Consider the following 24,074-nt stretch of genomic DNA (forward strand, 5'->3'; position numbering starts at 1 on the left):
CGATGGGCACATCATCTCAGACCCACAGCGTGGTGATCCCGCTGCACGAGTCGCCGCAGGCGCGGCCGATGTCTGTCCCGGCGGTGTTCCGGGCGGCGGCTCGGCTGCTGGCGGCGAACGGCTTGTACCAGGGCGACTTCGTCCCGGACGCGATGGACCGGGAGATGTGCATCCCGCACTTCCTGCGGCCGATGTCGATCGTGGCGGCGCTGAAGTGCGCGACCAGCGGCGACCCGCACCTCACGACGCTGCTCGCTGACCAGGCGATCAGCACGCTGGCGCTGCGCCTGGAGGTGGACGGGGAGGGCCCGCTGTTCGGCGGGATCTTCGACCTGGAGGCGCACATCGACGCCTGGGGCGACGTGGAGGGCCGGACGACGGAGTCGGCGGTCGCGGTGCTGGAGTCGGCTGCGGACGCGTCGGAGGTGGCGGCGTGAGCGCCCCGCTGGTGGTGAACACCGCGGAGGGCACGTGCTGGACGCGCCGCGAGGCCACGCGGAACGGGCAGGCACTGTATGCGCCGGAGGCGATCCGGGAGTGCCCGGAGGCTGTGATGGCGACGTACGCCGAGCTGGCCGAGCACGGGATCGCTGGCGAGGCGAACGCGCTGCCGATGCCGGTTGGGCCCGAGCCGCGCACGCTCGACATGGTCGAGGACGAGCTGACGGGCGCCCGTCTCTCCTTGTACGAGGAGGAGTTGGAGACGGCGCGGCTGCGGCTGGCGTTGAAGTCGGCGCAGCGCGGTCGGCGGAAGCTGCGGGCTCGGGTGGCTGAGTTGGAGGCGCAGCGTGACCGGCGCCGTGCTCGGCTGGTGGCGCTCCAGACCGATGCGCTGAACATCCGTGGCGCGCTGTCCCCGAGCGGGGAGGCCCGGAGGGTGCCGATGCCGTTGGGCGAGACGCTGCTGCCCGCGGTGGAGTGGCTGATCAACCGGGTCGCCGAGTTGGAGGAGCGGGCCAAGTCCGCGCGGGTGGAGGCGATCGCCGATGTCGGCGACTTCCTGGACGAGCACAGCCAGAAGGACGCTGCCTACATCGTCTACACCGTGGACATCCCGGCGGCCCGCGCCATGAAGCGGGTGCCGCTGGAGGACCCGCACGACAGCCCCCTGCACCACGGTTACCGGCTCGGCCGGGACCTGCCGTCGGTGGGTGGTGTCGAGTGACCGGCCAGCCGTCGCCCGTTGAGGTCGTGGCTGCCGCGACCGCCCTCTACGCGCTGACCGCGGTGCCGTTGATGCGGCTGGCTCGTGCCGACCACCTGGCGCCGCGCGTAGTGCGCGACCTGCCGGTGACGACCGCCGTCCTTCTGATGCTCCTCACCCCTCCCACCGTCGAGGTGACCCGATGACCAGCCCCAACCGTCGGAACGAGTACTCGTCTGAGACCGAGTACCTGATCGGCCAGTCGATGCTCCCGGCCGACGAGGCACGCGCCTCGGTGGACCGGCTCCTCGCCGACCGGCTCCGCGTCATCGCGGACACCCTTGAGACGACGAACCCCGACCGCTGCGCGGACTTCTCCGAGGGCGTCGACTGGACGGTCAACCGGATGCGCACGCTGGCCGACAACCTCGACGGCGGTGCCCGATGACCGACATGCCCGTGGACGGCCCGTTCCCGATCCGCGTGACCGTCACCCCGGCCGGCGCCGACCTGGACGTCTCCGCCTTCCTGGCGAAGGCCGTGTTCACCGAGCTGATCACGAAGGCCGACGAGGACCCCGAGGGCCTGGTCGAGGAACTCGCCGACATGGCCCAGCTGCTCCGCTCGGCATTCCACCAGGGGCCCGACTCCCACGCCCGCCACGAGTACGACGAGCGCATGCAGCAGCTCGTGGACGAGTTCGCCGGGGGCGGCACGATCCCGGTGTACGGCTCGCAGGTCGGTCGCCTCCGTGACCGGCTCGCCGCGATCGCCACGCCCCGCCCCGTCCCCGCCCAGCCTGAGGGGAGCGCGGCATGAGTGCCCGTCGTCATCTCGTCGCCACCCTCACCGAGGGCCAGCCGGGGAAGACCAGCAGCCTCCAGGACATCGCCCACGCCGAGCAGCTGGTCAATGCCGTCATCGCCGAGCGGGACGCCGAGATCATGCGGTGGCTGGGCAAGAAGGCCCGCGAGTACCGCGCGACCGGCAGCAGGCAGCACGCCTTGCAGGCCGACACCATCGAGCTGATGGCGTCGAAGATCTCGCGGGGCGCCGTCCGACCGGACAACACCCGGCTGCCCGCCGGGGGCACACCGACCTTCTTTGAGCCCGGCCGCACGTACACCACCGACAGGTGGACGTTCCGCTGCGAGACCACCGGTCCCAGCCCGACCACAAACGAACGGCGCGCGCTGGGTTGGATGCACAAGCCCGGCTACGGCTGGTACCCGACCGCCCTCGACCCGGACGACTGGGAGCACGGCGGCTGGACCGAGTCCTCCGAGGGCGGTGAGGTCCGGTGACGATCTCCCACCACCTGCGCGTCGCTCTGCTCCTCGACGCCGCCATCAACGAGGGCGGCGAGTGGACGACCCGCCGTGTTCAGCGCTTCTACCAAGCGGCCGGATACCCGGTCCCGCTTCGGGCGACCGCGCGGAAGGACCTCCACGCCCTCCACATGCAGGGCCACCTCGTCCTCCACGACGACAACGGCCGCCGCTTCTACACGGTCAACACCCGGAAGGACACCACCGCGTGACCCAGCCCAAGCACGCGCGGGACACCGAGCGGGGCCGCTACTACAGCGACCCCGCCGGCGGACCCGACCTCGTCTCCGTCACGAACGTCATCGACACCGCGGTGAACAAGTCCATGGCCCTGGTGCCGTGGGGGGTGAAGGTCACCCTGGAGTACGCGCTCGACCGGTGGCAGCTCCTCACCGACCGCGTCACCGACGACCGAACCGAACTCACCAAGGAACTCAAGGCCGTCCACCGCGACGTTCGCGAGCAGGCCGCCGACCTCGGCGACCGAGTCCACAAGGCCGCCGAACACCGGCTCCTCGGCGCGCCGATCGAGGACGACTCCGTCGTTGCCCCGTACCTGGCCCAGTTCGACGCGTGGCTCGCCTCCTGGAACGTCGACTTCACCGAACACGTCGAGGCCACGGAGATCACGGTCCTCCACCGGCGTCTCGGTTACGCCGGCACCGCGGACCTGATGATCTGGCTCCCTACCGGCCCCGGCGGCCGGTTGGAGCTGTGGCTGATCGACTACAAGTCGTCCGCTACCCGGTCCGCGCGGTCGGTGTACCCGGAGAACACGCTCCAGCTCGCTGCCCTCCGCTACGCGGAGACCGTCCTCCTTCCCGACGACACCGAGCACCCGATGCCGCCGATCGAGCGGACCGGGGTCCTCAACCTCCGCGCCGGCTCCCACGCGCTGGTCCCGATGCCAGCCGACCGGACCGCCCACCGCGCGTTCCGCGGCGCGCTGGAAACCACGAAGTGGCTGCACGCCGCCGCGCACACCTACCCGGCGCTCTTCGCCCCCGGCCACGCCCCGGCGCCGCGCCGCCGCGCCACGACCCGAAAGGCAGCCTGATGGGCTCCCGACTCCGTAACATCCAGGCCCGCGCCGCCGAGCACGGCCGGCTCCGCACCGGCTACACGCAGGGCAACCGCCCGATGCGCTCGTCCACGTGGGTGGTGACCTCGCACAGCGAGGAGCACGTCCGCACCGCGGCGAAGCTGTGGGGTGGCGAGCCCGAGCAGTGGTCGCCGCTGAACTCCACGATCCCGCAGTGGCGGGTCATCACGAAGGCGCCAGCGATCGAGGCGCTGATCACTCCGGGTGACCCGCTGAACCAGTACAACGAGATGTGGTCCAAGGGTGGCTGCCAGCGTCGCTGCGATGGCGAGACCGAGTTGCTGTCCCGGCAACCGTGCCTGTGCGCCCGGCAGTTCGGTGAGGAGTGGCACCTCCAGCCGAAGGGCCGTGTCTGCTCCACGACGTCCCGCCTGAACGTGATGTTGCCGGACCTGTCCGGGATGGGCATGTGGCGGGCCGAGACCCACTCGTTCTATGCCGCGCAGGAGTGGGGCGGCATGGTCGACATGATCCTCGCCGGGACCAACGGGCAGGGCTTCATCCCGGTGACGCTGCGGATCGAGCCGAGGCAGCGGGTCGCGAACGGGGAGACGAAGAAGTTCCCCGTCGTCGTGGTGGAGCTGCGCGGCGTGACCCCGCGGCAGGCGCTGGCCGGGCCGATGACGGCGACGACCGCGCTGGACCCCGCGGGGCAGGCGCGGGCGGCGATCGAGGCGCCGAAGGGGCGTGACTGGATCGCCGAGGCCCGGAGCGCGCTGAACTCGGACGACGTCCGTGACCTGTGGCGTGAGGCCCGGGGAGAGGGCGTTGTCCACCCGCAGGGCGCGGACCCGTTGTCCAAGGAACTGATGGCGATCGCCGCGGAGAAGGACGCCGAGGCCAAGGACGCCACCGGCCAGCCCGAGCCTGAGCCGGACGAGGACGGTGCCTACGAGGCCGAGGTAGTCGAGGAGACGCCCGGCCAGCCGAGCTGGCCCGCTGTTGCCCAGCCGGCCGCCCGATAGCCCGCACACGAATGGGCGCCCCGCGGGCAGTGCGGGGCGCCCCTCCCAAGGAGACCACGTTGAACGAGCAGCACACCAGCGCACCGCCCTGGTACCTCGGCCGCCTCGCGGGATTCGATCTGGAGACCACCGGCGTCAGCCCGGAGCGGGACCGCATCGTCACCGCGTGCGTCGTGCAGATCGGCGGCGGCCAGCCGGCCGCGGCGGCGAACTGGCTCGCCGACCCGGGCGTCGACATCCCGGACGGCGCCGCCGCGGTGCACGGCATCACCACCGAGCGGGCCCGCGCCGAGGGGCGCCCGGCCGGCGAGGTGGTCGAGGAGATCGTGACCGCGCTGACCGCGGTCGTCCTCTCCGGAATCCCGGTCGTCGCGATGAACGCCACCTACGACCTCACGATGCTGGACCGCGAGGCACGCCGGCACGGCGTCCAGCCGCTCGCGGACACCGTCGCAGCCGACCTGAGGGTGGTGGATCCGTTCGTCCTGGACAAGCGCGTCGACCCCTACCGGCGCGGCAAGCGCACGTTGACGGACCTGTGCCGGCACTACCAGGTTCCGCTGGACGGCGCGCACTCAGCGGACGCGGACGCGGTCGCAGCGTGCAGGGTGGCGTGGCGGATCGCCTCGACGCACGGCGAGATCGGCAAGGCCAGTCTGGACGAGCTGCACTCCTTGCAGGTCGGGTGGGCGCGCGAGCAGGCCGAGTCGCTGGCGGACTACTTCCGGCGCACCCCCGGCAAGGAAGACCGCGCCAAGACGGTCCGCGGAGACTGGCCCCTCATCCCGGCGCAGCGCGGCGGTGCCGCATGAGGTGGCCGCTCGTCTCCCGCGCCCGCTACGAGGCCGCCGCCGGTGAAGCCGCCTACGCGGGCGAGCAACTGGTCGGCACGTCCATCGTCAACGACTGCCTCACCGACGCCAACCTCGCCGTCGCCCGCCGGCTGACCCGCGCGCTCCGGGCCTGCGCCCGCTACCGGGTCGCGCTCGCCGTCGACCGGCTCCTCGCCGACCGGCTCCAGGCCCGCCTGGACGACGCCCTCGGCCTCAACACCACCGCGGTCGCCGCTGGCGAGCAGTGGCAGTCCCGCCGCGACCCGAAGATGAGGTACGACGCCTGATGTTCGGCATACCGATCACTGCGGAGACCGTCGGCGGCGCCGTCCTCCTCGCCACCGTGCTCCTCACCGCCATGGCCACCGGCGCCCTCATCGCCGCCGCCTGCGCCGTAGCCCGCGCCATCGTCCACCGCGTCCGCGCCCGCCGCCAGAACCTCACCGTGGCGGAGCTCCGGCTCCTCGACGAGCTCGACACGCACCTCGACAACTACCTCGCCGACAACCCCGACATCGAGGACGGCCTCAACCGTCTCCAGGCCGCGGTCCGCGAGCACCAGCGGGAGGACCAGTGACCAGCCGCCCCGTCCACGGCGACGTCAACACCTACAAGAACGGCTGCCGCTGCTCGGCCTGCCGCGAGGCCAACCGGATCTACCAGAACGCGGCCAACGCCCGCCGCCGCAACGACCCTGCCGGCGCCGATCGGGCCGGGCACGGCAAGCGCAGCACCTACGTCAACTGGTTCTGCCGCTGCCTGCTCTGCCGCACGGCGAGCGCCGAGGCCCAGCGCGCCCAGCGCGAGCGCCGGAAGGAGCGCACCCAGTGACCGTCTACACGATCGCCCTGCCGGCCGGGCTGCGGCTGCTGAACTCCAACCAGCGCCCGCACCACCACGACAGGGCCAGGCTCACCAAGGCGCTGCGGGACGCCGCGATGGAGGCCGTCAGCGAGCACACCGCGCTCATGCAGGCACTCGCCGCGGCGAAGCCGGGTCCGTTGTTCCAGCGGGCGCACGTCCTCGGCATCCTCCGCCCGCCGTCCGCGCGCCGAGCCGACCCCGCCAACTGGTACCCGTCGTTCAAGGCCGCGGTCGACGGTCTGGTGGACGCCGGTCTGCTGGCCGACGACGACCACACCCGGCTCGTCGGCCCGGACATGCGGCTCGGGGAGAAGGTGAAGGGCGGCCAGCTCGTCCTCATCGTGCGCGGCCTCGCCGCCGGCGAAGACCCGCTCTGCTCGGTGGAGGTGGCGGCCTGATGCCGACCCCGCCAAACGCTCCAGACTCCGCGATCATCGCCCTGCTCGGCGACGGGTACAGCAACAAGCGGATCGCCACCGAACTCCACGTCGACAAGGTCCGTGTCGCCCGCCTGCGCCGCGAACACAGCATCCCCAACGTCGTGCAACAGCCACTCACCCTTGAGCAGAAGTGGGCCACCCGGACCCGGCCTGTAGAGGGTGGCCATCTCGAATGGGTCGGCGAACGTGCCACCGCATCCGGCACACCGGTCATGCGGTACAAGGAGGCGTACTACAGCCCGGCCGCCGTCGCCTTCGAGATCAAGCACGGCCGCCCGGCCGAGGGCTACGTCCGTGCCGACTGCGGCTACAAGCAGTGCGTCGCCCCGGACCATGTCAACGACGAAGCCGGACGGCAGGAAGCGCGACGGAAGCTGCGGGCCGAGCGCGGCCTCGGCGACCCATCGCAGGAGTGCAGCAGGGGCCACAGCCAGGCCGAGCACGGCCGGTTCGAACCGGACGGCACCGCGTACTGCCAGATGTGCAAGGTGCTGGACAAGCGCGCCCAGCGCTTCGGGAAGCCGTCGCTCCGGCCGCGGGCCGCTTCCCTGGAGGACGCGTTCCGGCTGCGGACCAAGCCGACCAGCGGCGGACACGTCTGCTGGACGGGCTCCTTCAACAACTCCACGCCGAGCCTGCGCTTCCAGCACGTCAACCACTCCCCGTACCGGATCGCCTTCCGTCTCCACCACGGCCGTGATCCCGAGGGCCAAGCGAAACCGGCGTGCGGCATGCCGCACTGCGTGGCCGGCGCGCACCTGGAGGACCGGCCGATGCGGCAGCGCACCAACTCCCTGTACGACGCGATCTTCGGAGCCTGACCATGAGCAAGCACATCCCGAAGCCCACCGACCGCGCGTGGGTGAAGCTGGCCTTCTGCCGCGTCGAGGACCCGGAAGTCTTCTTCCCGCCGAGCCAGAACATCGCCGGCCTCAACAGGGCCCGCGCGATCTGCGAGCAGTGCCCCGTCGCTGAGCAGTGCCTCGCCGACGCGCTGGCCGCGGAGGGCGGCAAGTCCGCCGACTCCCGGTACGGCGTGTACGCGGGGACGACGCCGAAGGAGCGGGCGCGCCTCTACCACCGGTTGCGCGTCAAGGCGAACCGCCAATCCGCGGCCTGATGCCCGTCCGGCCCGCCCCGGTCTGCGATATCCCCGCCGGCGCGCACGAGGGCCCGGTCCGCCTGTACCCCGCCGGGTGGTTGTGCTCCGCGCACAGCCCCTGGCGGGCCCGCGGACTCCCCGAACCACCACCCGGACTCAACGCCCCGAAGGGGGACTGATGACCGCCCCGATACAACCCGCCCTCGACGGCACGGTGCCCGTCGCTGGACTCGACTACCACGCCTGGTGCGACCTGGTTCAGCCCGCGTTCGTGGCCGCGGCGGCGTCCGGCCGGCGGTTCACGACGTACGAGGTCGCCGCGGACAACGACCTGCCCGAGCCGCCCTGCCCGCGCGCCGACTGGGGCAACTTCACGCAGACTCTCGTCCGCGACCGGCTCATCGAGCACGTCGGGTTCGACCGCAGCAGCCGGCCGACCGGGGAGAAGTCCGCAGTCGCGGTGTGGCGCGGCACCCGCGCGGCGCAGGCCGGGAGGGCCGCCTGATGGCCGCCCGCACCTGGCGAGCCAACGGCCCCGGCTCGTTCCAGGCCCCCATAGATGTGCGTGCGGTCACCGACCGGACCGGCCGCTGCTGGACCCGCAGTGGCACCCGCTGGACGTGCACCGGCAGCCACTACATCCGCTGGCGGGTCCTCATCGCCGACCACGGGCCACTCACCGAGGAGACCCGGCCGTGAACTGCCCCCGCTGCTCCGCCCCGGTCCCGCCGAACGCCGGCTGGTGCAAGGCCTGCTCGGCACCCATCGGCCAGTAACAGCAGAGCCCCGCCGGGCCGAATCCGGCGGGGCCACCCACCAAGGAGAACACGACATGGGCCTCTACCACTCCGTCAGCCTCGCCTACGGCTTCGAGATCCCCGCCGACACCGACCTCGACCTCATCGACCAGGTCATCGGAGACGGCCCCGACCTGGTCAAGGACAGCGTCGGCCACCACGTCATCGGCGACTACGACCAGATGCTCCTCGTCACCCGGTTCACCACCGTCGCCGAGAACACCGTCGTCCGCCTCACCGCCGACACGCTCGCGTCTGTCGCAGAGCTGGCCGCATGGGACTCAGCGCTCGACGACGTCGCCGCTCGCCTCGGCTGTTCCGACCACCCGGAGCCCGCCTGGCTGGTCATCCACAACTACCGCTGACGCACAACAGAGCCCCGCACCAGCACGGTGCGGGGCCCGGAGAGAGGAGGGGCAGTGTCAGGACTCGGCGATGTTCTTCGCGGCCTGGATGTCGCGCTGACGCCGGCGCCAGGCGTTGACCTCACGCATGACGTACATGCGGATGTCTGCGGCGCGCGCGAGGCCCTTCTCCTTGCACACCTTCTCGTAGTCCGCCCATACGTCGTCCTCGATGCGGACCATGCGGCCGGGCGTCCCCTTCGTCGTCATGTCGACAGCGTAGCTGACCGGTCACCCGCCACACACCCCCACCCGCTTGATCGTATTGCTTATGTGTTGCGGGTGACTATACACCCCAGGGTAGAATCAAGGGCAGGAAAGGCGCTCGAACAACCGCCCTGACAAGGGGCGTTACTCGACATGCCCTGACCAGCACAATCGAAAGAAGGACCGTTGAGCCTGGAAGCCACCGTGTGGGCGCTCAAGTACGCACCGCCCATGCCTCCGCAGCTGCTCGGCACCCTGTTCGGCCTCGCCGACCACGCCGACAAGCAGGGCCGCGGTGCCTACCCGTCCGTGCGCACGCTCGCCGCGTACGCCTGCAAGACGGAACGGTCCGTGCAGCGCGACCTCAAGGAACTCCTCAAGCTCAACCTCATCCGCCCCGGCGACCCCGCCGTGGCCGCGCACATCCCGGCCGAACGCCGGCCCGCGGTCTACGACCTGGCGGTGGAGAACACCGTGCCGGGTGGCCGCGCTGGCGACGATGAGGCGACGCAGGCGTCACGGGTGACGCTGACGTCATCCCGCGCGCGGGGCGGACGTAAAAACACAGCTCACCCCAAGAGTGAGGTGACGTCCACGTCAGGGGTGACGCCCACGTCACCCCCCGACACCCACGTCACCCCCGGGGTGACGCCCACGTCCGAGTGGGGTGACGCCCACGTCGCAACCGGGGTGACGCCCACGTCACCCAAACCGTCCTTTGAACCACCCACTAACCGTCCGTTGAACCGGGGGGTGGACGAGCCCGTCGACAACACCGCGCCCGGCGCCGCGCTGGCCGCCTGGCCCGAAGGGCCCCCCGCACCCATCGACACCGACGGCTTCACCGTCACCGACGCCATGCGCCGCTGGGCCAACGACGTCCACCCCCACGTCAACCTCGCCCACTCCACCCAGCAGTTCATCTCCCACTACCGATCCACCGGCACCCGCCGCCGCAACTGGCCCGAAGCCTGGCGGAAGTGGATCGCCGAAGACGCCGACCGCGGAGCCCGCCGCCCCGGCAACGTCTTCCACCTCCCCACCGGCCAGACCCTCACCGGCACCGACGCGAAGGTCGCCGGCTGGATGGCCATCGCCGAACAACTCCGCCAGGAAGGAGACTCCGCATGACCAGCACGATGGAGTGGATCCGCCGCACCTACGACGTGCCCGCCCGCCACGGCATGCGCATCACGTACGACGGCAAGCCCGCCACCATCGTTGGCGCGGGCGGCGGCTACCTCCGCTTCCGCATCGACGGCGAGAAGCACCGCACCGTCGGCCACCCCTGCTACCTGATCGTCTACCCGGCCGTCCCCGAGCCCGCCCGCCCGCGCGGCTGGTGCAAGCACTGCATGAAGGACCGCGCCATGACCCGCGACGGCGTCATGGGCAACCACCGCTGGGGCGGCAAGGGCTGGTCCGAACCGTGCCCCGGCAGCGGCAAGCCCCCGTGGAAGCCCGTCCGCAACCTCACCCACCCCGGCGAGCAGCGCGAGGAGGACGGCCGGTGAACGCCAAAGAGGCCGCCGAACTCCTCGCCCACTGCTCCGGCTTCGACAACCGGCAACCCTCCGTCGCCGCCGCCATCGCATGGGCATCCGCCCTCCACGACCTCCCCCTCGACGCCGACACCAAGGCCGCGGTCGCCGCCTACTACACGACTCCGCCGAAAGACCCCGACGCGAAACTGTGGATCCTCCCGCACCACGTCCGCACCCTCCGCAGCAAGATCCGGTCGGCCCGGCTGGAGAACTTCCAGTACGAACCCATCCCCGGCGAAACCACCAGCGAATACCTCGCCCGCTACCGCGGCCAGGTCCAAGCCATCGCCTCCGGCCGCATCGCCCCGCCCACCGGCCGACTGGCGCTGGAGGGCGGCCCGTCGAAGGCGTTCATGCAGGAGCTGGAAACCCGCGGCTGGCAGGGCAACCGCACGGTCGACAGCGAGGACGAGCCTGTCGTGGTCGAACTCCTCGACACTGTGCGCCGGTCCGGGCCCCTCGGCATCGCGTGCCCCGCCTGCGGCGCGGCGATAGGCCGCCCCTGCAAGAGCCCTGGGGCCTCGGAGAAACAGCCGTTGGGCAAGCCGCGCATCAAGCCGCACAGCGCCCGCCTGCGCGCCGCCAACGGCCAGCCGAACCAGACCCGCGACGAACGCGCCGCCGCAGAACAGCGAATCCGTGAGATGTCCGCCCGCCACCTCGCCCGCCAGCAGTCGGACGACGACATACCCGACGCCGAGATCATCACCGAGGAGACCGCATGAGCACCGACCCGATCGCCGCCCGCTTCGCCCGCCACACGATGACGGTGCTGCACGAGGACGGCCTGTACCGGCACCTGCGATTCGAGGACCCTGACGGCCAGTACCCGTTCGAGCTGATCACCTGGCCGTTCAACCTGGTCGTCAAGAGCGGCTGGACGTTCCACTTCGACATCGACGCCACCCCGGACATGTTCGACCTGTTCCGTCGTACCGCGTTCCCCGGCGAGATCAACCCCGGCTACTGGTCCGAGAAGGTCCGCGCCGGACGCGACGAGATCGAGGGCTTCAACCCGGACCTCTTCGAGCAGCAGGTGAAGCAGTACGTCGTCCACTCCATCCGACACGGCGAAGCGCCGCGCGGCATCGGCGCCGAGGTCACCCGCGAGATCTTCGAAATGGGCGACATCAGCCACGAGGCAGGCGCCCGCGCGGCATTGGCGGACTTCCGCTACAACGACTGGGACTTCGGCGACCTGCCGGAGTGGGACTTCAGCGACTACACGCCCGGCTTCCTGCACAGCTGCCACGCGATCCGCCACGGCATCGACCTGTGGACCACCTCCCGCAAGCCGGCGACCGCATGAACGCCCGCCGGCCCGGCGCCCCCATGCCCGACAGCCTCCGCGCCACCCTCACCACCACCGTCGGACACCCCGCACGCGCCATCCAGTGCCCCCACTGCCGCGCACTCCCCGGCAAACCCTGCGTACTCCGCACCAACGGCCGGGCGCTCCCCGAACCACACCACACCCGCATCACCGCCTGGGAACAGGAGAACGCCGCATGACCACCCGAGACGACCGCCGCAAGGTCTCCCTCTGCAAGCACTCCTTCCCCATCCAGCCCCCACACGGCAGCCTCGCCAACCCCGGCCCCTGCGCCCGCTGCGACACCACCTGGGCCGACGTCCAAGCCGAACTCGACCGCCAAGAAAACGCCCTCCGCCTCGGCACCGCCCACGAATCCACCTGCACCTGGTGCCACCAACACCGCGTCGTCTTCCGCTACGTCCGCGAACAGCAGCCCTGGGACGAACAGACCCCACCCGTCCTCTGGCTGTGCGCCCGCGACTGGTCCCGCGCCCGCGAAAACGAAGAGACCACCGGCTTCATCGACTTCAACGACCTCTTCGACCACGGCACCGACGAACAACTGGCGGCAGGACTGCGAGGAGCACTGTGAGCCCCCTCGAACGCCTCCTCGCCGAGGAGATACCCGTCCGACCCCAACCCGCCCAACCGTGGGGCCACTGGACACAGCAGCAGCAAGACGCTCACTGGGCCGCCCTCTGCAACACCGTCGGCACACCAGACGCCCCCAGGCCCACCCACATCAAGAACACGGTGCAGAACACCGCCTGACCCACCGCACCGACACGACCACCACACCCAAGGAGCACCGTGAACACCGAGACCGAGGCGGACCGGGCACTCCGTCTGATCGCCTCCCGCAACCTCGCAGCAACGAGCGCCCTCCAGCGCTGGATGAACATCACCTTCGCCCGCGCCAACGACCTCCTTGACGAACTGCACCAGCAGGGCTGGGTCGGGCCCGCCGACGGAAGCGCGGCCCGCACCGTGCACGCCCAGTACTGCCAGCAGTGCGGGCGCATCGGACGCCGGGGATTCCGAACCCACACCAACGACGAGCAGCAGATCAGCATCACGGTCTGCGCCAACAAGACCGCCTGCCGCAAGCGCTGGCCGAACCCGCCCCGCGACGAAGCCTGACCCGTCTACCCGAGGAGTACCCGTGACCCAGCTCGACCTCGACGCGATCGAAACCCGCGCCAACGCCGCCACCCGCTGCCCCGAGGCCGTCGTCAACGGCCGCCAGGACGGCCAGCACACCTGGACTGGCTCGCTGACCCACCTGCGTTGCGAGCTGTGCGGCTTCACCCGGCCGCGCGGGGAGCGCGCGGAGGAGGCCACCGTCATGGCCGCCGAGATCCGCCGCCTCCGCGCCCAGGCCCGCGAGTACGGCGAGCTGGCCGCACGCCGCGAGTCGGAACTAATCGCCCTCCGCGCCAAGTTGGCCCGCGAGGAGCGCGCGCACGGCGAGACCATCGACGAGCGCGACCACTTCCACGACATGGCCGACAAGCTGGCCTACGCCGTCGCCCCCGAGGAGGTCATCGGCGAGCACTCCTCGATGAACTGCCCGTGGGAGAACGCCCTCGACCTGATCACCCCGATGGCCGAGGTCGAGAAGCTGCGCGAGGAGCTGGAGCGGCAGACCGCCCTCGCAGAGCAGGGAGCCCGCGCCAACCGGGAGCTGAGCCGCGTCCGTGCCGTGGTCGCCGCCGTGATCGCCGAGCACGAGAAGGGCGAGCACAACGGCCTCGCGATCTGCCTGCACTGCGCCCAGCTCATGTTCCCGCCGCCCGAGACCGGCATCTGGTCCGAGAGTGCCTACCCCTGCGCCACCCTCCGCGCGCTCGGCATCACCGAAGACCCCGCCGTGGAGGCGCACGTCGTCGCCGACGACAGCGACGACCGCGGGCGGACCGCATGACCGCCTACCCCATCGGCGTCGAGGTCTCATGCGACGGCCCCGCCGAGGACACCGACTGCCCCGACAGCGCCGCCGTTCCCAGCCGGTTCGCATCGAGGACCGCCAGCCAGGTGCGTGCCGACGGCCGAGCTGACGGCTGGGCGCGCCGCCGTCGGGCCGGCCGCCTGGTCGACCTGTGCCCCAGCTGCGCCGCTGCCTCGTCTGCCGCCCGCCAGTCGTGACCCGCACACCACCGAACGGAGACCCGCCGTGAGCCTGCACCTGGTGCCCATACGGTTCCGCGATGCCGCGGCCTACGTCGCCATGTGGCACCGGCACCACCCGGCGCCCGTCGGCATGGTCTTCGCCGTCGGCGCGGCAGACGACGAAGGAGTGCTCCGCGGAGTCGCCATAGTCGGCCGGCCGGTCGCCCGCCACCTGGACAACGGGCAGACCCTCGAAGTCACCCGCACCGCCACCGACGGCACCGCCAACGCCAACAGCTTGCTGTACGGGGCCGCGTGGCGCGCAGCAAAGGCCCTCGGCTACACGCGACTCATCACCTACACGCAGGCCGGCGAGACGGGCGCCAGCCTCCGAGCAGCTGGCTGGCGTGTCATCGCCGAGCGCCCGGCCCGTCCCGGGTGGAGCGTCCCGAGCCGGCCGCGGACGCCGACCGGCACTGAATGGATCCCTCGAACGCTGTGGGAAGCCACCGCATGACTCACCTCTGCGCGGCTCGGGCGGCTCCAATCCGCCCGAGCCGGCGCCCCGACCATCTCACAGGAGTACCCGTGACCCAGCTCGACCCCGACCTCCGCGACCGCATCGCCGAGGCCGCTCTCAGCGCCGTCGAGGCTGCGCTGGACGACACCTTGCTGCCCGCCGCGCGCGAGAAGGCGCTCGCCGGGATCGCCGCAGTGCTGCCCGCGCCCGACCAGCGGGCCGCCGTCCTGCTGGAGGCCGCCGAGGTCGCCGAGTCCCTGCGGCAGTTCGAGCGCTGCACTGGCCCACGGGCCGCCGCGCAGGTCTCCGAGAACGTCGGCATCCTCCGCGTCGCCGAGGCGCTGCGCCGTCTGGCTGGCGAGGCGCAGCAGGACGAGGCACCGGGCGGCGAGGAGGCGCACACCGGTGGCAACGCGGAGGACTGCCCCGTCTGCCGCCCGCAGATCGACAAGACCGTCCTGTACCCGTGGATCTGCACCGGTGCCGCCCCGGCGCGGTCCGGGCAGCCCGAGACGGACTGAGCCAACCCTCTGTGGGGCCGTGTGGTGCAGCGCGGCCCCACAGAGGGGCTAGGCGGGCGCCAGACAGCCCCACAGAGCGCGCGCGACTCACGCGACACAGGGACCAACTCCAGGCCCGCAGACGGGCGTACAGGACTTTCGATCAAGGAGAACAGTGAACCCCGCAGACGAACTCGCCGCCGCAGCCGACAAACTCCGCGCACTCGCCACCGCCGTCAGCGCACCCGAACCCGCCCTCCAGCCCTTCCACGCGGAAGGGTGCGACGTCACCCAGGGCAGAACCCCCGGCCTGTACGACGTCGCCACCACCCAGACCCCCGAACTCGCCAACTACATCGCCGCCATGGACCCCACCGTCGGCCTCGCCCTCGCCGACTGGCTGGAGACCACGGCCGCCAAGCTCAACCACAGCACCCACCCAGGCTGGCAAGACCACGTCGAACCGCACGCCCTCACCGTCGCCCGCGCCATCCTCGGCGGCCAGCCGTGACCGGTCCGTCCAGCACGCCCCGCGGCGAGCACACGCCCACGACCGGCGCCACCTGGTCCACCGAACTCGTGCGCACCGAGGAGGTCATAGCCGACGACGCGCCCGACCCCCGGCCCAACCGGGCCACCCGACGCGCCCTCGCGCGCGCAGCACGGAGGAGCAAGTAGCCCTCGACGGCGGCGGCATCAAGCTCACGGCGAAGTGACCGCTCAACGCCCGGCGCCCCGCCCAGCCGGCGGGGCGCTTGCGTGTTCGGCCGGCGTCCGCGCCCTTGACCCCCACTGATCTCGGGCGCACCCTGATCCCTCACGCCCCGGAGGGAACCAGCCATGGCCGAAAACGACGACCACCGCATCGTCAGCCGCGAAAACCCCGACGGCACCCGCCACATCGCCGCCCTACAGCGCACCCCCGAAACCGACCAGCTCAGCGACGACCAGATCATCACCTCACTGCAAGAGTGGAAAGCCAACCGCCAGCCCTCCAGCAGCACCTACGAGCGGTGGCCCATGCCCGCCTCGTTCAACGACTGGCTCGACACGACGAAGCCCGCCGGCCCCGACCCGTGCCCCACATGCGGCTGCTGGAGCCTCCGCATCGGCGCCGCACCAGGCGGGCCGGGCGACGAGAAGGTGGTGTGCACGATGCTCAGGTGCGTGGCCTCCCCGTTCTACGGGGCGTCGTAGCCGCCGCTACCCCCACGCGTCTGGTCCGCCGCCCCGCCACACGATCCAGTCCGCCCGGATCACGTCCAGGTCGTCCACGCCCTCCAGGCCGGCGCGGCGCAGGAACTCCACCACATCGGTCAACCGGAACGCCCTGCCCGAGATCTCGCCGTCGATCCGGACACGCCGGCCACCATCCTCATCAGGCGGGTACACGATCACGGCAGGCATACACCCAGCGTCCCGTGACCCGGCCGCGGGCGCGCGCTCGGTACGGCCGAACGGATCTGCTTGACACCGGGGGGATGCTGGATCTGCGGTTCTGGTCTCCGCTGCTGCACCACGAATCGCGTGCTACTCGGGACGGCTCCCCGACACGACGAAGCCCCGGCCAGTGGTCGGGGCTTCTCGTCTGCGCGGGCGCGACTACGGACGCCACGCCTCGTTGTAGTCGGGGTGATCGGCGTACGCCGAAGCGAGCAGGCGCAGCGTCCGGCACGGGAACGTCTCGCCGTCGCACTCGGCGCACCAGTCCCCGGATCGCTCCTCGTGGTCGGCGTTGACCACCTCGATCAGTTCGGCGTGGTGAAGCTCAAGCAGGGCACGCTGGGCTTCGACGTCGCGCAGGACACGCGCCGGATCATGACGAACGATGTGGTCGCGCTCGCCACCGGTGATCGCAAGAGCCACACGGTGAACCGGTCCCGACGACTCCCCGACCGGGACCGCCGTCACCCAGTTGGCAGCCGGCCCGTCCACCCAGGCGCCGCCCGCGGCCTGTGCTACCCGCTCGTCCTCGTCCAGCCGGGCGCGCAGGAACTGCACCAGATCATCCATCCGACGGCTCCTCGACCCCGGTGATGTCGAACCCGAACGGGACGTCCGAGCAGGCGTCGTAGATCTCCTGCCGGACCTGCTCCGCCGTGACGTCCGAGTCGGCCTCGATCCGCATGGTCAGGATGTAGGTGCTCATCTGGGGCACTCCTTGCTGCTTGGGCGGGGCGAGGTCTGTCCGCTTGCCTTGCTGCGGCGGGTTCGCTTCGAACCACGCGGCCACCTCGTCAGCGCGGTACTGGATCTTCGTAGAGCCCTCGATCTGAACTGGCCGGGGGAAGGAGGCGCTGCGCCGGTACGTGTGCAGTGCCGACCGGCTGACCCCGTGCTCCAGCTCGATCTGCTTCAAGGTGATCAAGCGGCTCCCCTCGCTTTCAGGGTTCTTGGGCACGGCTACATCCTCCCTGAACCTCTGGACAATGTCCAGAGGTTCTGTCACTGTGGAACGGCACCAACAAGTACGGCCCCGGCGGGAGTTGCACCTCCCGCCGGGGCCAGCCATCAACCTGCCGTGAACAGGAGAGATGACCGTGACACACGGTACAAGCCCGGCACCGCAACCGCCCAGCCCCGTCCTGGCCGAGTACGCCGAAGCCACCCAAGCCTGCCGCGACATCGCCGCCAGGGTCGGCATCCGCAACTGCGACAACGACCCGGACTGGAAGGCCGCCGAGTGGCGCGCCAACGACCTGTTCGACAAGGCGCTCGCCGCCGGGCACACCATGGACGAAGTCCTGAAAGCGGGGCGAAAGCAGTGACCGCCCAGCAGCCCGAGCCCGACCGCACCCCGCGCGCCAACCAGATCCTCGCCGAACCCGCCACCGTCGAAGCCTGCCAAGCCGACTACCAGGCCGCCGCCGACGTCCGGCAGAACCTCGCCGCACAGGAAGCGAGGCAACGGTGAGCTGGCTCGACCGCCTCCTCGGCAACGACCACGAGCGCGCCGCCACCCAGTACGCCGGCCGCGAGTCCGCCACCGAACGCGCCACACGGCAACGCCGCGCCAGCCACCACCGCAGTGGCGCCCAACAAGCCGCCCGCGCCGGCCAAGCGTGGGAAGACCGCGACCGCGCCCAGGACACCAAGGGCCGCTGGTACCGAGCCGCCAGGTAAGGAGCAACGCCATGGAGAAGTTCGGCTTCGGCCTCGGCATCATCCTCAGCTTCGCCGCCGGCATCTTCGCCGTCGTCTGGATGACCACCCACTGACCCACCCCAGACCGCCGGCCCCCGCGTACCCAACATCCCCCCGTCCGCGGGGGCCGGCACCCCGGAGGCACCATGCGCCGCCACTTCCAACACCCGCTCGCCCGCCGCGGGTTCACCGTCCTCGCCGTCGTCGCCGCGCTCAACGGCCTCTGGGCTCCCGCCGTCGTCTGCACCCTGCTCGCCGCCTACGCCTGGCACAACCGCCGCCGCTAACCGCCCGGAGAAGCACCGTGAAGAACCCGACCGCCGCGCTCGCCGCCGGCGCCGCAGTCGTCACCATCGCCCTCACCGGCGCCGCCTTCTGGCTGTCCTACGAACACCTCCACGACATCGCCGGCGGCAACGGCCTCGGCGGCGCACGCGCCTGGGCCTGGCCCGCAACCGTCGACCTCTTCATCATCGCCGGTGAACTCCTCGTCCTCCGCGCATCCCTCCGCGGCGCAGTCGACCGGTGGGCATACGCACTCGCCGCAGTCGGGTCCCTCGGCTCCATCGCACTCAACGTGTTCGGCGTCGGCGACAGCGCGCAGCCGATGGAGTACGTAGTCGCAGCCGTCCCCCCATCGGCTGCACTCATCGCATTCGGTGCACTCATGCGGCAGGTCCACGACGCACTCCACCGCGCCCAGGCCACAGCGACGCCTGCGCAACCGGACGCGGGTACCGACTTCGAGCGCGCAGCCGAACAGGCGGTCGAAGTCGCCGACTCGGATTCGCGGGCCGCGTTCGTTCTCGACTTCCACCCCCACCCGCAGCCGCATCCCGACGTGTGCGCAACCGCATCCGCCGCAGCTCACGCCCCGGATGCACCCGCCCAGCAGCCGGAGAGTGCACCCTCCGCATCCGACGCGATCGTGCGCCCCATGCCCACCCCGGCTGCGGATGCAGACCTCCTTGCAGCCGCACTCGAAGTCAACGCAACCGCGCTCGCCGAGACCGGGCAGCGCGCATCTCTCCGCCGACTGCAGTCCGAGCTGCGCATCGGCCAGAAGCGAGCCCAGCGCATCCAGGCGCAGCTGCCCGACACCCTGCCCGCACCCGCAAGCAAGGAGGCGTGATGGATGCGCAGCCACCGCCCGGCGGCGACGAACTGCGCACCCGCCACTACCTCCAACATCTCGGCGCCCGCCCCATCGGCCACCAGGAGCCCACCATGACCACCCCCGAACCCCGCCGGCCCGTCACCCCCACCCGGATCATCCCCGCCAGCGCCCCGCTGCCCGCGCGAGCACCCGACCCCGACGAGCTACCGCCCTGGCGCACCCCACCACCGCCCCCGCCGGTCATGACCGCCGAGCCCCCGCCCACTCCGCCGCCCCCGCCGCCAGCCGAGGTCATCCACCACCACATCCACGAGCACATCCTCGTCCCCTACGACGAGGAGGAGGAGCCCCGGCCGCGGCTGTGGGCGCGCCTGTGGGACACGCTGGTCACCTGGCGGCTGGTCGTCGCGATCCTGCTCGCGCTCACCCCCTGGTGCGGCGGCCGAAGCCCCGTCGGGATCTGGGGCCACACCGTCCACCAAGCCCGCACCGACGTCGGCATGGGGGCCGCCTACGTCATCGCCGGGATCGCCGTCGCCGTCAGCTGGGCCCTCAGCCGGCGTACCGGCCGCGCCCTACCCCGCTTCCTCCTCGTCACCACCCTGGTCGGGGGCCTCGGCGTCCTCGACTGGTTCGACCCGATCCTCGCCCTCACCGGAGTCCACCGCTGATGACCGGCACCACCACCCTCACCCTCGGCGGCCTCCTCGCCGCCCTCCTCGTCCTCGTCGCCAACTTGCACCCCTGGTACCGCGGCGGCCGCGAGATGAAGCAACTCGCCGCGTTCGGCAAGGGCTTCGCCGCCGCCGCATGCGCCGCAGCCTGCCCCGGCGGCATACTCGGCTGGGCCCACACACACGCCGGCGGCATCGCCAACGGCGCCGGCCAGCAAGCAGGCTCCGCAGCCACCGGCACCACGGCCGCCAGCAGTCTGACCAGCGGCCAGCTCACGGGCCTGTCCGCGACCGGTGCCGTCGTGGTGGTGGTCGCGGTGGCCCTCGCGGTCCTCGCCTACAAGGCGGCGGGCAAGGCGGACAAACGGCGGATCGTCGGCGGGTTCTTCGTCGGCTCCGTGCTGCTCCTCACCGCAGGCGTCGCCGGGGCCCTCTCGTGGCTGCCTGCCGCCCTCAACGGCGCCGGGAGCGGCGTGGTGTCCGCCGTGCAGGGATCGGGGCTCCTGTGAGCCGCCTCGCCCGCCCCGCGGCCCGCCTCGCCGACGGCTCCGCCATCCTCGCCCGCGCGATCGGCAGGCGCGTGACCGCATGGGTGGCGCGCGGCCGACGCCACGACCTCACTGGGTGGCGGGCCGCGCTCGGCTGCTGGTTCCGGCTCGCCGTCCTCACCCTCGGCGTGTACCTGCTCTGGCGGCTCGTCCGCGCCATGCCGAACCTCATGTGGGTGTTCAGCGGCGTGTGGGTCATCGCCGCATGGAGGGCCGGCCGCAACGCCTCCGCGGACGTCGAGGAGGCCGACGAAGAGGCGCCCGCGCCCCCCGACGCGGAGGCTGTGCGTGCCCTCCTCCTGGCCCTCATGGGGGACGGCTCCGGAGTGCACCTGCGGACCGTCCTCGCCCACCTCCAGGAGCACGCCGGCTGGGAGGGCCGCACGATGGCCGATCTGCGGGCCCGATTGGACCGCCTCGGCATCCCCTTCGACCGCAACGTGAAGGTGGCCGGCGTGCCCACCTGGGGGGTCCGGCGGAGGGATCTTGAAGCCCCTACCCCGGTTAGGGAGACGGACGTGTCTTCCGGGACGGAGCTACCCGTTTGACCTGCACTTTCTACTGATCGTCTCCCTGCTTCTCCCGCCCGTCTCCCACCTTGGAGACGGGCCCTTTTGTGAGATAATCAAGATCCAACGAACAGACCCCGGCGAGCGCGCCAACGCTCCCGGGGCATGGCCGATCTGCTGAGGAGATCGACATGACTGAGCCTATCGCGCGCTGCCTAGGCATCGAAGAGGGTGCTCCTTGCACAGACCTGGCGACGATCACGCTGCCGGTGCCCTTGTGCACGCATCATCAGATGCAGGTGGCTATGGCGATCGTTCCCGAGATGCTTGCTTCCGCTGCTTCGCTGGCAAAGCGCGCACCACTGCCTGTGGCCGTTGACACGCAAACGCTTCGCGTGGTGACCAAAGCCCAAACCGCTCAACTCGACCTCGCCGGTGTTCACGGTGCGCGGGTGTACTTCATCCGCAACGGCGATCGCATCAAGATCGGCTACACCACCAACTTGCGTAATCGTCTCGATGCTCTGTGCCTGCGTCCAGACGCCGTTCTCCTCCTGCTGGAGGGCGGGAAACTCCTTGAGGGCTCCCTGCACAGGCACTTCGCCCAGCACCGCGTCCCGAATACCGAATGGTTCCGGTACGTCGAGGAGATCAAGACGTACATCTCCATGAAGCTGAATGGGATTCCGATCCCGGCAAGTCGAAGCGGACACATTGACGAGACCAAGGCCCAAGAGGCTGTGCGCATCGCTGGCTTCCATGCCGGGCCCAAGGGCGAGGTACTGGTCTCACGTGAAGGGCTGCTCCAGGCGATCAGGGCGCACGCGGGCAACGGCCAGGGTGTCCACCTCGCCGACATCCTGACAACGCTTCATCAGGCCGGTCTGCCCGGGTACTGGACCGTCACTGCTCTGCGTGAGGCATGCGTCGCCCATGGCATCCCTGTCGAGCGTCAGCTCAAGATCGGACGCCGCAACCGACCTGGCATCCGGATCGATGCCCTTGCGCCAACAGTTGGTTGACAGCCCCGCCACACTGAGAGTGCACCCCTGGTTTCGAGCACCTCGGGTGCTCCCCCGAGAGGCCCCTGCCGCGCCCCCGTCAGCAGGGGCCTCGCCCATGTCCAGGCTCCGGGTCGGCGGCCGGCGGGACGGGGATCGCGCGGGCGAGCCAGCCGCGGCCGACGGCGTCGGTGGGCAGGGTCGCCGGCCGGGCGCCGAGCCGGGTGCACAGCTCTTGGAGGGCGCGTTCGCATTCGTCGCGGGTGTCTGCCTGCACTGCGTACCTGATCGCCACGAGGATCAGTGTGCCGCCACCAGGCCCGGTGCGCTGCCGGTTCCGGCATGCGAGGGTCACGGATCGGAGACAACGCCCTCACACCGACTCCACACCAGCGCATGATGCGGCCAACGCCACCACCACCTCGGGGGACCCCATGCGCCGCACCGCCATCGCCCTGCTCATCACCGGACTCGCACTCGCCGGCTGCTCCAGCACGAACGCCGCCCCGAGCCCGTCGAGCCCAGCGCAGAGGCTTGCCGACCTGGATGACGGGAGCCACACCGTCAGCCAGTACCAGAAGGCGCTCGACACGTGGGGAACGCGCTGCACGGAGAGCACCACGACGCTGGCCGGCTACGTGTATGCGACGGTCGAAGACCTCCGGAAGAACGGCATCAACGACGAGTCCGAGTACAGCGCGCTCACCCACCTCCGGGATTCAACGCCTGCTGGGGTGAAGACGAAGTGCGAGGACGTGGCGGCCGGCTACCTGGCGCTGCGCGAGGGCGGGAAGCAGTAGCCCACCCAGGGAATGGCCCCGCTCCGGAGTCCGGGCGGGGCCTTCGTCATGCGGCGGGGTGGCGGGTCGGTAGCTCGTCCTCGCTCCACTGCCCGAGGATCTCGTCTTCGTGAACGTCGGCCGGGTCATGGCCTGGCGGCAGGATGCACTCGGCTTCGCATGCCTCGTCGTCCGGCCAGAACACGGCTGTCGCGCCGCAGCGTTCACCGGGCTCGCTCATGTGGTGGGCTCCTCGTCCGGGTGCACCGGGGCCGCGCCGCGCACGTGCGGGTCGATGTGGTCGGCCGCGAACTGTGTTCCCGGATCGGTGTCCATCTGCCGGATCTGCTCGGCCAGCTCGTGGGCGTAGGCGTCGATCAGCTCGTTGGCCCGGTCGTCGTCCATGTACAGGTGGTTGTGGGTCATCTCGCGCAGAAGATCGGCGCGTGCGCTCATGCGGTCTTCTCCTCGCTGCTCTTGACCAGGCGTCGGATGTGTTCGCGGGTCCAGCCGGTGATGCGGACGACGGTGGCCTGTGCGCCGCGCTCGTCGGTTTCCCGGAGGAAGGCGACGGCCTCGGCTTGCAGGTCGGCGCGCGCGGCGTCGAGGGCGGCTTCGGCTTCTCGGTAGCGCTGGGCGGCGAGTTCCAGCTTGGCAGTGTCCATACGGGGAGTCTCCCACAAGATTGGCCAACCAAGTAGGCCAAGTGTATTGACTAAAGCCAATCGAGTAGGCCAACATGGGTGGCATAAGGAAACGCCGCACCGAGGGGGACCCCGATGAACGCCGCCACCCGCACCGCCCGCCGCACCCTCCGTGACCGCACCCGCACCCACCGCGCCAACGCGAAGATCCGCCGCCACGGCGTGGCCACGCTGACGACGCACTGCATCGCCACCGGGCTCGGCGTGAAGGAGGCCCGCTCGGTGGCCGGCTCCCTCCGCAAGAACACGGAGAAGGCAGGCGTCACCGGCACCCCCGGCATCAGCTACGCCAAGAACGTCAAGGCCCGCACCTGCACCCGCTACACCCCGGCCGAGGTCGCCCGGATCGCCGTCATCTACCGGCCCCGCAAGCCCGCCTACCGCACCGCCGCCGCCCGCCTCGCCCTCGCCGCCTGACACCCGC

Annotated in this window: 53 protein-coding genes; 45 read left to right on the forward strand and 8 right to left on the reverse strand. The window is 71.0% G+C overall.

Annotated elements, in window-relative coordinates:
* The first annotated feature begins 2 nt into the window (after positions 1-2).
* The 19 genes from BLW85_RS04740 to BLW85_RS04830 all read left to right on the forward strand — a co-directional run bounded on the left by BLW85_RS04740 (position 3) and on the right by BLW85_RS04830 (position 8,940).
* The gene (locus tag BLW85_RS04740) at positions 3-437 is read left to right on the forward strand and encodes a DUF6197 family protein (RefSeq protein WP_074990869.1); all 435 of its coding nucleotides are present in this window, start codon (positions 3-5) and stop codon (positions 435-437) included.
* Positions 434-1,165: a hypothetical protein gene (locus BLW85_RS04745; protein WP_074990872.1), complete on the forward strand. Its 732-nt coding sequence runs from the start codon at positions 434-436 to the stop codon at positions 1,163-1,165. The genes BLW85_RS04740 and BLW85_RS04745 overlap by 4 nt, the downstream gene beginning before the upstream one ends.
* Positions 1,162-1,350, forward strand: a complete 189-nt coding sequence (locus BLW85_RS04750; protein WP_074990875.1) for a hypothetical protein — start codon at positions 1,162-1,164, stop codon at positions 1,348-1,350. Before BLW85_RS04745 ends, BLW85_RS04750 begins: the two co-directional genes overlap by 4 nt.
* A complete protein-coding gene (locus BLW85_RS04755) occupies positions 1,347-1,592 on the forward strand; it encodes a hypothetical protein (protein ID WP_074990878.1) in 246 nt (81 codons plus the stop codon). The genes BLW85_RS04750 and BLW85_RS04755 overlap by 4 nt, the downstream gene beginning before the upstream one ends.
* Complete coding sequence (locus BLW85_RS04760; protein ID WP_074990880.1) at positions 1,589-1,963, forward strand: hypothetical protein; 375 nt, start codon at positions 1,589-1,591, stop codon at positions 1,961-1,963. Before BLW85_RS04755 ends, BLW85_RS04760 begins: the two co-directional genes overlap by 4 nt.
* Positions 1,960-2,448: a hypothetical protein gene (locus tag BLW85_RS04765; protein ID WP_074990882.1), complete on the forward strand. Its 489-nt coding sequence runs from the start codon at positions 1,960-1,962 to the stop codon at positions 2,446-2,448. The genes BLW85_RS04760 and BLW85_RS04765 overlap by 4 nt, the downstream gene beginning before the upstream one ends.
* Positions 2,445-2,684, forward strand: a complete 240-nt coding sequence (locus BLW85_RS04770) for a hypothetical protein (RefSeq protein WP_074990885.1) — start codon at positions 2,445-2,447, stop codon at positions 2,682-2,684. Before BLW85_RS04765 ends, BLW85_RS04770 begins: the two co-directional genes overlap by 4 nt.
* The gene (locus tag BLW85_RS04775; protein ID WP_074990887.1) at positions 2,681-3,529 is read left to right on the forward strand and encodes a hypothetical protein; all 849 of its coding nucleotides are present in this window, start codon (positions 2,681-2,683) and stop codon (positions 3,527-3,529) included. The genes BLW85_RS04770 and BLW85_RS04775 overlap by 4 nt, the downstream gene beginning before the upstream one ends.
* Entirely contained in the window at positions 3,529-4,539 is a 1,011-nt protein-coding gene (locus BLW85_RS04780) for a recombination directionality factor (RefSeq protein ID WP_074990890.1), read from the forward strand. Before BLW85_RS04775 ends, BLW85_RS04780 begins: the two co-directional genes overlap by 1 nt.
* A 59-nt stretch (positions 4,540-4,598) precedes the next feature.
* Positions 4,599-5,351 (forward strand): 3'-5' exonuclease, encoded by a 753-nt coding sequence (locus BLW85_RS04785; RefSeq protein WP_074990892.1) that lies wholly within the window; start codon positions 4,599-4,601, stop codon positions 5,349-5,351.
* Positions 5,348-5,659, forward strand: coding sequence for a hypothetical protein (locus BLW85_RS04790; RefSeq protein ID WP_074990894.1), 312 nt, complete (start codon positions 5,348-5,350; stop codon positions 5,657-5,659). The genes BLW85_RS04785 and BLW85_RS04790 overlap by 4 nt, the downstream gene beginning before the upstream one ends.
* Positions 5,659-5,949: a hypothetical protein gene (locus BLW85_RS04795; RefSeq protein ID WP_074990897.1), complete on the forward strand. Its 291-nt coding sequence runs from the start codon at positions 5,659-5,661 to the stop codon at positions 5,947-5,949. Before BLW85_RS04790 ends, BLW85_RS04795 begins: the two co-directional genes overlap by 1 nt.
* Positions 5,946-6,203 carry a hypothetical protein gene (locus tag BLW85_RS04800; protein WP_074990899.1) on the forward strand — a complete coding sequence of 86 codons (258 nt, stop codon included), beginning with the start codon at positions 5,946-5,948 and terminating at the stop codon, positions 6,201-6,203. The genes BLW85_RS04795 and BLW85_RS04800 overlap by 4 nt, the downstream gene beginning before the upstream one ends.
* Positions 6,200-6,634: a hypothetical protein gene (locus BLW85_RS04805; protein WP_074990901.1), complete on the forward strand. Its 435-nt coding sequence runs from the start codon at positions 6,200-6,202 to the stop codon at positions 6,632-6,634. Before BLW85_RS04800 ends, BLW85_RS04805 begins: the two co-directional genes overlap by 4 nt.
* Complete coding sequence (locus BLW85_RS04810; RefSeq protein ID WP_074990903.1) at positions 6,634-7,497, forward strand: hypothetical protein; 864 nt, start codon at positions 6,634-6,636, stop codon at positions 7,495-7,497. The genes BLW85_RS04805 and BLW85_RS04810 overlap by 1 nt, the downstream gene beginning before the upstream one ends.
* A 2-nt stretch (positions 7,498-7,499) precedes the next feature.
* A complete protein-coding gene (locus BLW85_RS04815) occupies positions 7,500-7,796 on the forward strand; it encodes a WhiB family transcriptional regulator (RefSeq protein ID WP_074990906.1) in 297 nt (98 codons plus the stop codon).
* 160 nt (positions 7,797-7,956) lie between these two features.
* The gene (locus tag BLW85_RS04820; protein WP_074990908.1) at positions 7,957-8,283 is read left to right on the forward strand and encodes a hypothetical protein; all 327 of its coding nucleotides are present in this window, start codon (positions 7,957-7,959) and stop codon (positions 8,281-8,283) included.
* Positions 8,283-8,477 (forward strand): hypothetical protein, encoded by a 195-nt coding sequence (locus BLW85_RS04825; RefSeq protein WP_074990911.1) that lies wholly within the window; start codon positions 8,283-8,285, stop codon positions 8,475-8,477. The genes BLW85_RS04820 and BLW85_RS04825 overlap by 1 nt, the downstream gene beginning before the upstream one ends.
* Before the next feature lie 133 nt (positions 8,478-8,610).
* Positions 8,611-8,940: a hypothetical protein gene (locus tag BLW85_RS04830; RefSeq protein ID WP_074990912.1), complete on the forward strand. Its 330-nt coding sequence runs from the start codon at positions 8,611-8,613 to the stop codon at positions 8,938-8,940.
* A gap of 57 nt (positions 8,941-8,997) precedes the next feature.
* On the opposite strand, the gene BLW85_RS38760 is transcribed toward BLW85_RS04830, so the two are convergent.
* A complete protein-coding gene (locus BLW85_RS38760; protein WP_143060413.1) occupies positions 8,998-9,189 on the reverse strand; it encodes a hypothetical protein in 192 nt (63 codons plus the stop codon).
* A gap of 183 nt (positions 9,190-9,372) precedes the next feature.
* Here BLW85_RS38760 and BLW85_RS04835 point away from each other — a divergent pair, with 183 nt between their 5' ends.
* The 15 genes from BLW85_RS04835 to BLW85_RS04890 all read left to right on the forward strand — a co-directional run bounded on the left by BLW85_RS04835 (position 9,373) and on the right by BLW85_RS04890 (position 16,371).
* Complete coding sequence (locus tag BLW85_RS04835; protein ID WP_074990915.1) at positions 9,373-10,317, forward strand: helix-turn-helix domain-containing protein; 945 nt, start codon at positions 9,373-9,375, stop codon at positions 10,315-10,317.
* Positions 10,314-10,700, forward strand: a complete 387-nt coding sequence (locus BLW85_RS38300; RefSeq protein ID WP_074990917.1) for a hypothetical protein — start codon at positions 10,314-10,316, stop codon at positions 10,698-10,700. The genes BLW85_RS04835 and BLW85_RS38300 overlap by 4 nt, the downstream gene beginning before the upstream one ends.
* Entirely contained in the window at positions 10,697-11,455 is a 759-nt protein-coding gene (locus BLW85_RS04845) for a zinc finger domain-containing protein (RefSeq protein ID WP_074990919.1), read from the forward strand. Before BLW85_RS38300 ends, BLW85_RS04845 begins: the two co-directional genes overlap by 4 nt.
* Positions 11,452-12,039, forward strand: coding sequence for a hypothetical protein (locus BLW85_RS04850; RefSeq protein WP_074990922.1), 588 nt, complete (start codon positions 11,452-11,454; stop codon positions 12,037-12,039). The genes BLW85_RS04845 and BLW85_RS04850 overlap by 4 nt, the downstream gene beginning before the upstream one ends.
* 23 nt (positions 12,040-12,062) lie before the next feature.
* The gene (locus tag BLW85_RS04855) at positions 12,063-12,242 is read left to right on the forward strand and encodes a zinc finger domain-containing protein (RefSeq protein WP_143060414.1); all 180 of its coding nucleotides are present in this window, start codon (positions 12,063-12,065) and stop codon (positions 12,240-12,242) included.
* Positions 12,239-12,637, forward strand: coding sequence for a hypothetical protein (locus BLW85_RS04860; protein ID WP_074990925.1), 399 nt, complete (start codon positions 12,239-12,241; stop codon positions 12,635-12,637). Before BLW85_RS04855 ends, BLW85_RS04860 begins: the two co-directional genes overlap by 4 nt.
* On the forward strand, positions 12,634-12,816 hold the full coding sequence (locus BLW85_RS38765) for a hypothetical protein (RefSeq protein WP_143060415.1): 183 nt from the start codon (positions 12,634-12,636) through the stop codon (positions 12,814-12,816). The genes BLW85_RS04860 and BLW85_RS38765 overlap by 4 nt, the downstream gene beginning before the upstream one ends.
* Positions 12,817-12,855: 39 nt before the next feature.
* The gene (locus tag BLW85_RS04865; RefSeq protein WP_074990927.1) at positions 12,856-13,185 is read left to right on the forward strand and encodes a DNA translocase FtsK; all 330 of its coding nucleotides are present in this window, start codon (positions 12,856-12,858) and stop codon (positions 13,183-13,185) included.
* 22 nt (positions 13,186-13,207) lie between these two features.
* A complete protein-coding gene (locus tag BLW85_RS04870; RefSeq protein WP_074990929.1) occupies positions 13,208-13,969 on the forward strand; it encodes a hypothetical protein in 762 nt (253 codons plus the stop codon).
* Positions 13,966-14,190 carry a hypothetical protein gene (locus tag BLW85_RS38305; protein WP_074990931.1) on the forward strand — a complete coding sequence of 75 codons (225 nt, stop codon included), beginning with the start codon at positions 13,966-13,968 and terminating at the stop codon, positions 14,188-14,190. Before BLW85_RS04870 ends, BLW85_RS38305 begins: the two co-directional genes overlap by 4 nt.
* Before the next feature lie 28 nt (positions 14,191-14,218).
* Entirely contained in the window at positions 14,219-14,671 is a 453-nt protein-coding gene (locus BLW85_RS04875) for an XF1762 family protein (RefSeq protein ID WP_074990933.1), read from the forward strand.
* Between the two features lie 71 nt (positions 14,672-14,742).
* Positions 14,743-15,195, forward strand: coding sequence for a hypothetical protein (locus tag BLW85_RS04880; RefSeq protein ID WP_074990936.1), 453 nt, complete (start codon positions 14,743-14,745; stop codon positions 15,193-15,195).
* Between the two features lie 154 nt (positions 15,196-15,349).
* A complete protein-coding gene (locus tag BLW85_RS04885; RefSeq protein ID WP_074990938.1) occupies positions 15,350-15,685 on the forward strand; it encodes a hypothetical protein in 336 nt (111 codons plus the stop codon).
* Positions 15,682-15,852 (forward strand): hypothetical protein, encoded by a 171-nt coding sequence (locus BLW85_RS39240; protein ID WP_167381374.1) that lies wholly within the window; start codon positions 15,682-15,684, stop codon positions 15,850-15,852. The genes BLW85_RS04885 and BLW85_RS39240 overlap by 4 nt, the downstream gene beginning before the upstream one ends.
* 162 nt (positions 15,853-16,014) lie before the next feature.
* Positions 16,015-16,371, forward strand: a complete 357-nt coding sequence (locus BLW85_RS04890; RefSeq protein ID WP_074990941.1) for a hypothetical protein — start codon at positions 16,015-16,017, stop codon at positions 16,369-16,371.
* A 6-nt stretch (positions 16,372-16,377) separates the two neighbouring features.
* On the opposite strand, the gene BLW85_RS04895 is transcribed toward BLW85_RS04890, so the two are convergent.
* The 3 genes from BLW85_RS04895 to BLW85_RS04905 all read right to left on the reverse strand — a co-directional run bounded on the left by BLW85_RS04895 (position 16,378) and on the right by BLW85_RS04905 (position 17,542).
* Positions 16,378-16,581: a hypothetical protein gene (locus BLW85_RS04895; protein WP_074990943.1), complete on the reverse strand. Its 204-nt coding sequence runs from the start codon at positions 16,579-16,581 to the stop codon at positions 16,378-16,380.
* 195 nt (positions 16,582-16,776) lie between these two features.
* Entirely contained in the window at positions 16,777-17,187 is a 411-nt protein-coding gene (locus BLW85_RS04900) for a DUF6221 family protein (protein WP_074990945.1), read from the reverse strand.
* Entirely contained in the window at positions 17,180-17,542 is a 363-nt protein-coding gene (locus BLW85_RS04905) for a helix-turn-helix transcriptional regulator (RefSeq protein ID WP_143060416.1), read from the reverse strand. The genes BLW85_RS04900 and BLW85_RS04905 overlap by 8 nt, the downstream gene beginning before the upstream one ends.
* Positions 17,543-17,714: 172 nt before the next feature.
* Here BLW85_RS04905 and BLW85_RS04910 point away from each other — a divergent pair, with 172 nt between their 5' ends.
* The 9 genes from BLW85_RS04910 (at position 17,715) to BLW85_RS04940 (ending at position 22,188) form a co-directional block, all read left to right on the forward strand.
* Entirely contained in the window at positions 17,715-17,942 is a 228-nt protein-coding gene (locus BLW85_RS04910) for a hypothetical protein (protein WP_143060417.1), read from the forward strand.
* Positions 17,939-18,088, forward strand: coding sequence for a hypothetical protein (locus tag BLW85_RS39245; RefSeq protein ID WP_167381375.1), 150 nt, complete (start codon positions 17,939-17,941; stop codon positions 18,086-18,088). The genes BLW85_RS04910 and BLW85_RS39245 overlap by 4 nt, the downstream gene beginning before the upstream one ends.
* On the forward strand, positions 18,085-18,297 hold the full coding sequence (locus BLW85_RS04915) for a hypothetical protein (RefSeq protein WP_074990947.1): 213 nt from the start codon (positions 18,085-18,087) through the stop codon (positions 18,295-18,297). Before BLW85_RS39245 ends, BLW85_RS04915 begins: the two co-directional genes overlap by 4 nt.
* A gap of 167 nt (positions 18,298-18,464) precedes the next feature.
* Complete coding sequence (locus tag BLW85_RS39250; protein ID WP_167381376.1) at positions 18,465-18,605, forward strand: hypothetical protein; 141 nt, start codon at positions 18,465-18,467, stop codon at positions 18,603-18,605.
* Between the two features lie 17 nt (positions 18,606-18,622).
* Complete coding sequence (locus tag BLW85_RS04920) at positions 18,623-19,450, forward strand: DUF2637 domain-containing protein (RefSeq protein WP_079172256.1); 828 nt, start codon at positions 18,623-18,625, stop codon at positions 19,448-19,450.
* Entirely contained in the window at positions 19,450-20,106 is a 657-nt protein-coding gene (locus tag BLW85_RS04925) for a hypothetical protein (protein WP_244174813.1), read from the forward strand. The genes BLW85_RS04920 and BLW85_RS04925 overlap by 1 nt, the downstream gene beginning before the upstream one ends.
* Entirely contained in the window at positions 20,106-20,618 is a 513-nt protein-coding gene (locus BLW85_RS04930; protein WP_074990949.1) for a hypothetical protein, read from the forward strand. The genes BLW85_RS04925 and BLW85_RS04930 overlap by 1 nt, the downstream gene beginning before the upstream one ends.
* Positions 20,615-21,205 carry a hypothetical protein gene (locus BLW85_RS04935; RefSeq protein WP_079172257.1) on the forward strand — a complete coding sequence of 197 codons (591 nt, stop codon included), beginning with the start codon at positions 20,615-20,617 and terminating at the stop codon, positions 21,203-21,205. Before BLW85_RS04930 ends, BLW85_RS04935 begins: the two co-directional genes overlap by 4 nt.
* A gap of 152 nt (positions 21,206-21,357) precedes the next feature.
* Complete coding sequence (locus BLW85_RS04940; protein WP_074990951.1) at positions 21,358-22,188, forward strand: GIY-YIG nuclease family protein; 831 nt, start codon at positions 21,358-21,360, stop codon at positions 22,186-22,188.
* 79 nt (positions 22,189-22,267) lie between these two features.
* Here the strand turns inward: BLW85_RS04940 and BLW85_RS38770 are convergent, their stop codons facing one another.
* Positions 22,268-22,462, reverse strand: a complete 195-nt coding sequence (locus tag BLW85_RS38770; protein WP_143060418.1) for a hypothetical protein — start codon at positions 22,460-22,462, stop codon at positions 22,268-22,270.
* Positions 22,463-22,601: 139 nt separating this feature from the next.
* Between BLW85_RS38770 and BLW85_RS04945 the strand changes: the two genes are divergently transcribed.
* The gene (locus BLW85_RS04945) at positions 22,602-22,967 is read left to right on the forward strand and encodes a hypothetical protein (RefSeq protein ID WP_074990953.1); all 366 of its coding nucleotides are present in this window, start codon (positions 22,602-22,604) and stop codon (positions 22,965-22,967) included.
* 46 nt (positions 22,968-23,013) lie between these two features.
* Here BLW85_RS04945 and BLW85_RS39255 read toward each other — a convergent pair whose 3' ends face one another.
* The 3 genes from BLW85_RS39255 to BLW85_RS04955 are packed head-to-tail and all read right to left on the reverse strand — an operon-like array spanning position 23,014 to position 23,611.
* Entirely contained in the window at positions 23,014-23,187 is a 174-nt protein-coding gene (locus BLW85_RS39255; RefSeq protein WP_167381377.1) for a hypothetical protein, read from the reverse strand.
* On the reverse strand, positions 23,184-23,402 hold the full coding sequence (locus tag BLW85_RS04950; protein ID WP_074990955.1) for a hypothetical protein: 219 nt from the start codon (positions 23,400-23,402) through the stop codon (positions 23,184-23,186). Before BLW85_RS04950 ends, BLW85_RS39255 begins: the two co-directional genes overlap by 4 nt.
* Positions 23,399-23,611 (reverse strand): hypothetical protein, encoded by a 213-nt coding sequence (locus tag BLW85_RS04955; protein ID WP_074990957.1) that lies wholly within the window; start codon positions 23,609-23,611, stop codon positions 23,399-23,401. Before BLW85_RS04955 ends, BLW85_RS04950 begins: the two co-directional genes overlap by 4 nt.
* A 114-nt stretch (positions 23,612-23,725) precedes the next feature.
* On the opposite strand from BLW85_RS04955, the gene BLW85_RS04960 reads away from it, so the two are divergent.
* The gene (locus tag BLW85_RS04960) at positions 23,726-24,067 is read left to right on the forward strand and encodes a hypothetical protein (protein WP_074990960.1); all 342 of its coding nucleotides are present in this window, start codon (positions 23,726-23,728) and stop codon (positions 24,065-24,067) included.
* The last annotated feature ends 7 nt before the right edge of the window (positions 24,068-24,074 follow it).

The sequence above is a fragment of the Streptomyces misionensis genome (genome assembly GCF_900104815.1).
Classification (GTDB): Bacteria; Actinomycetota; Actinomycetes; order Streptomycetales; family Streptomycetaceae; genus Streptomyces; species Streptomyces misionensis.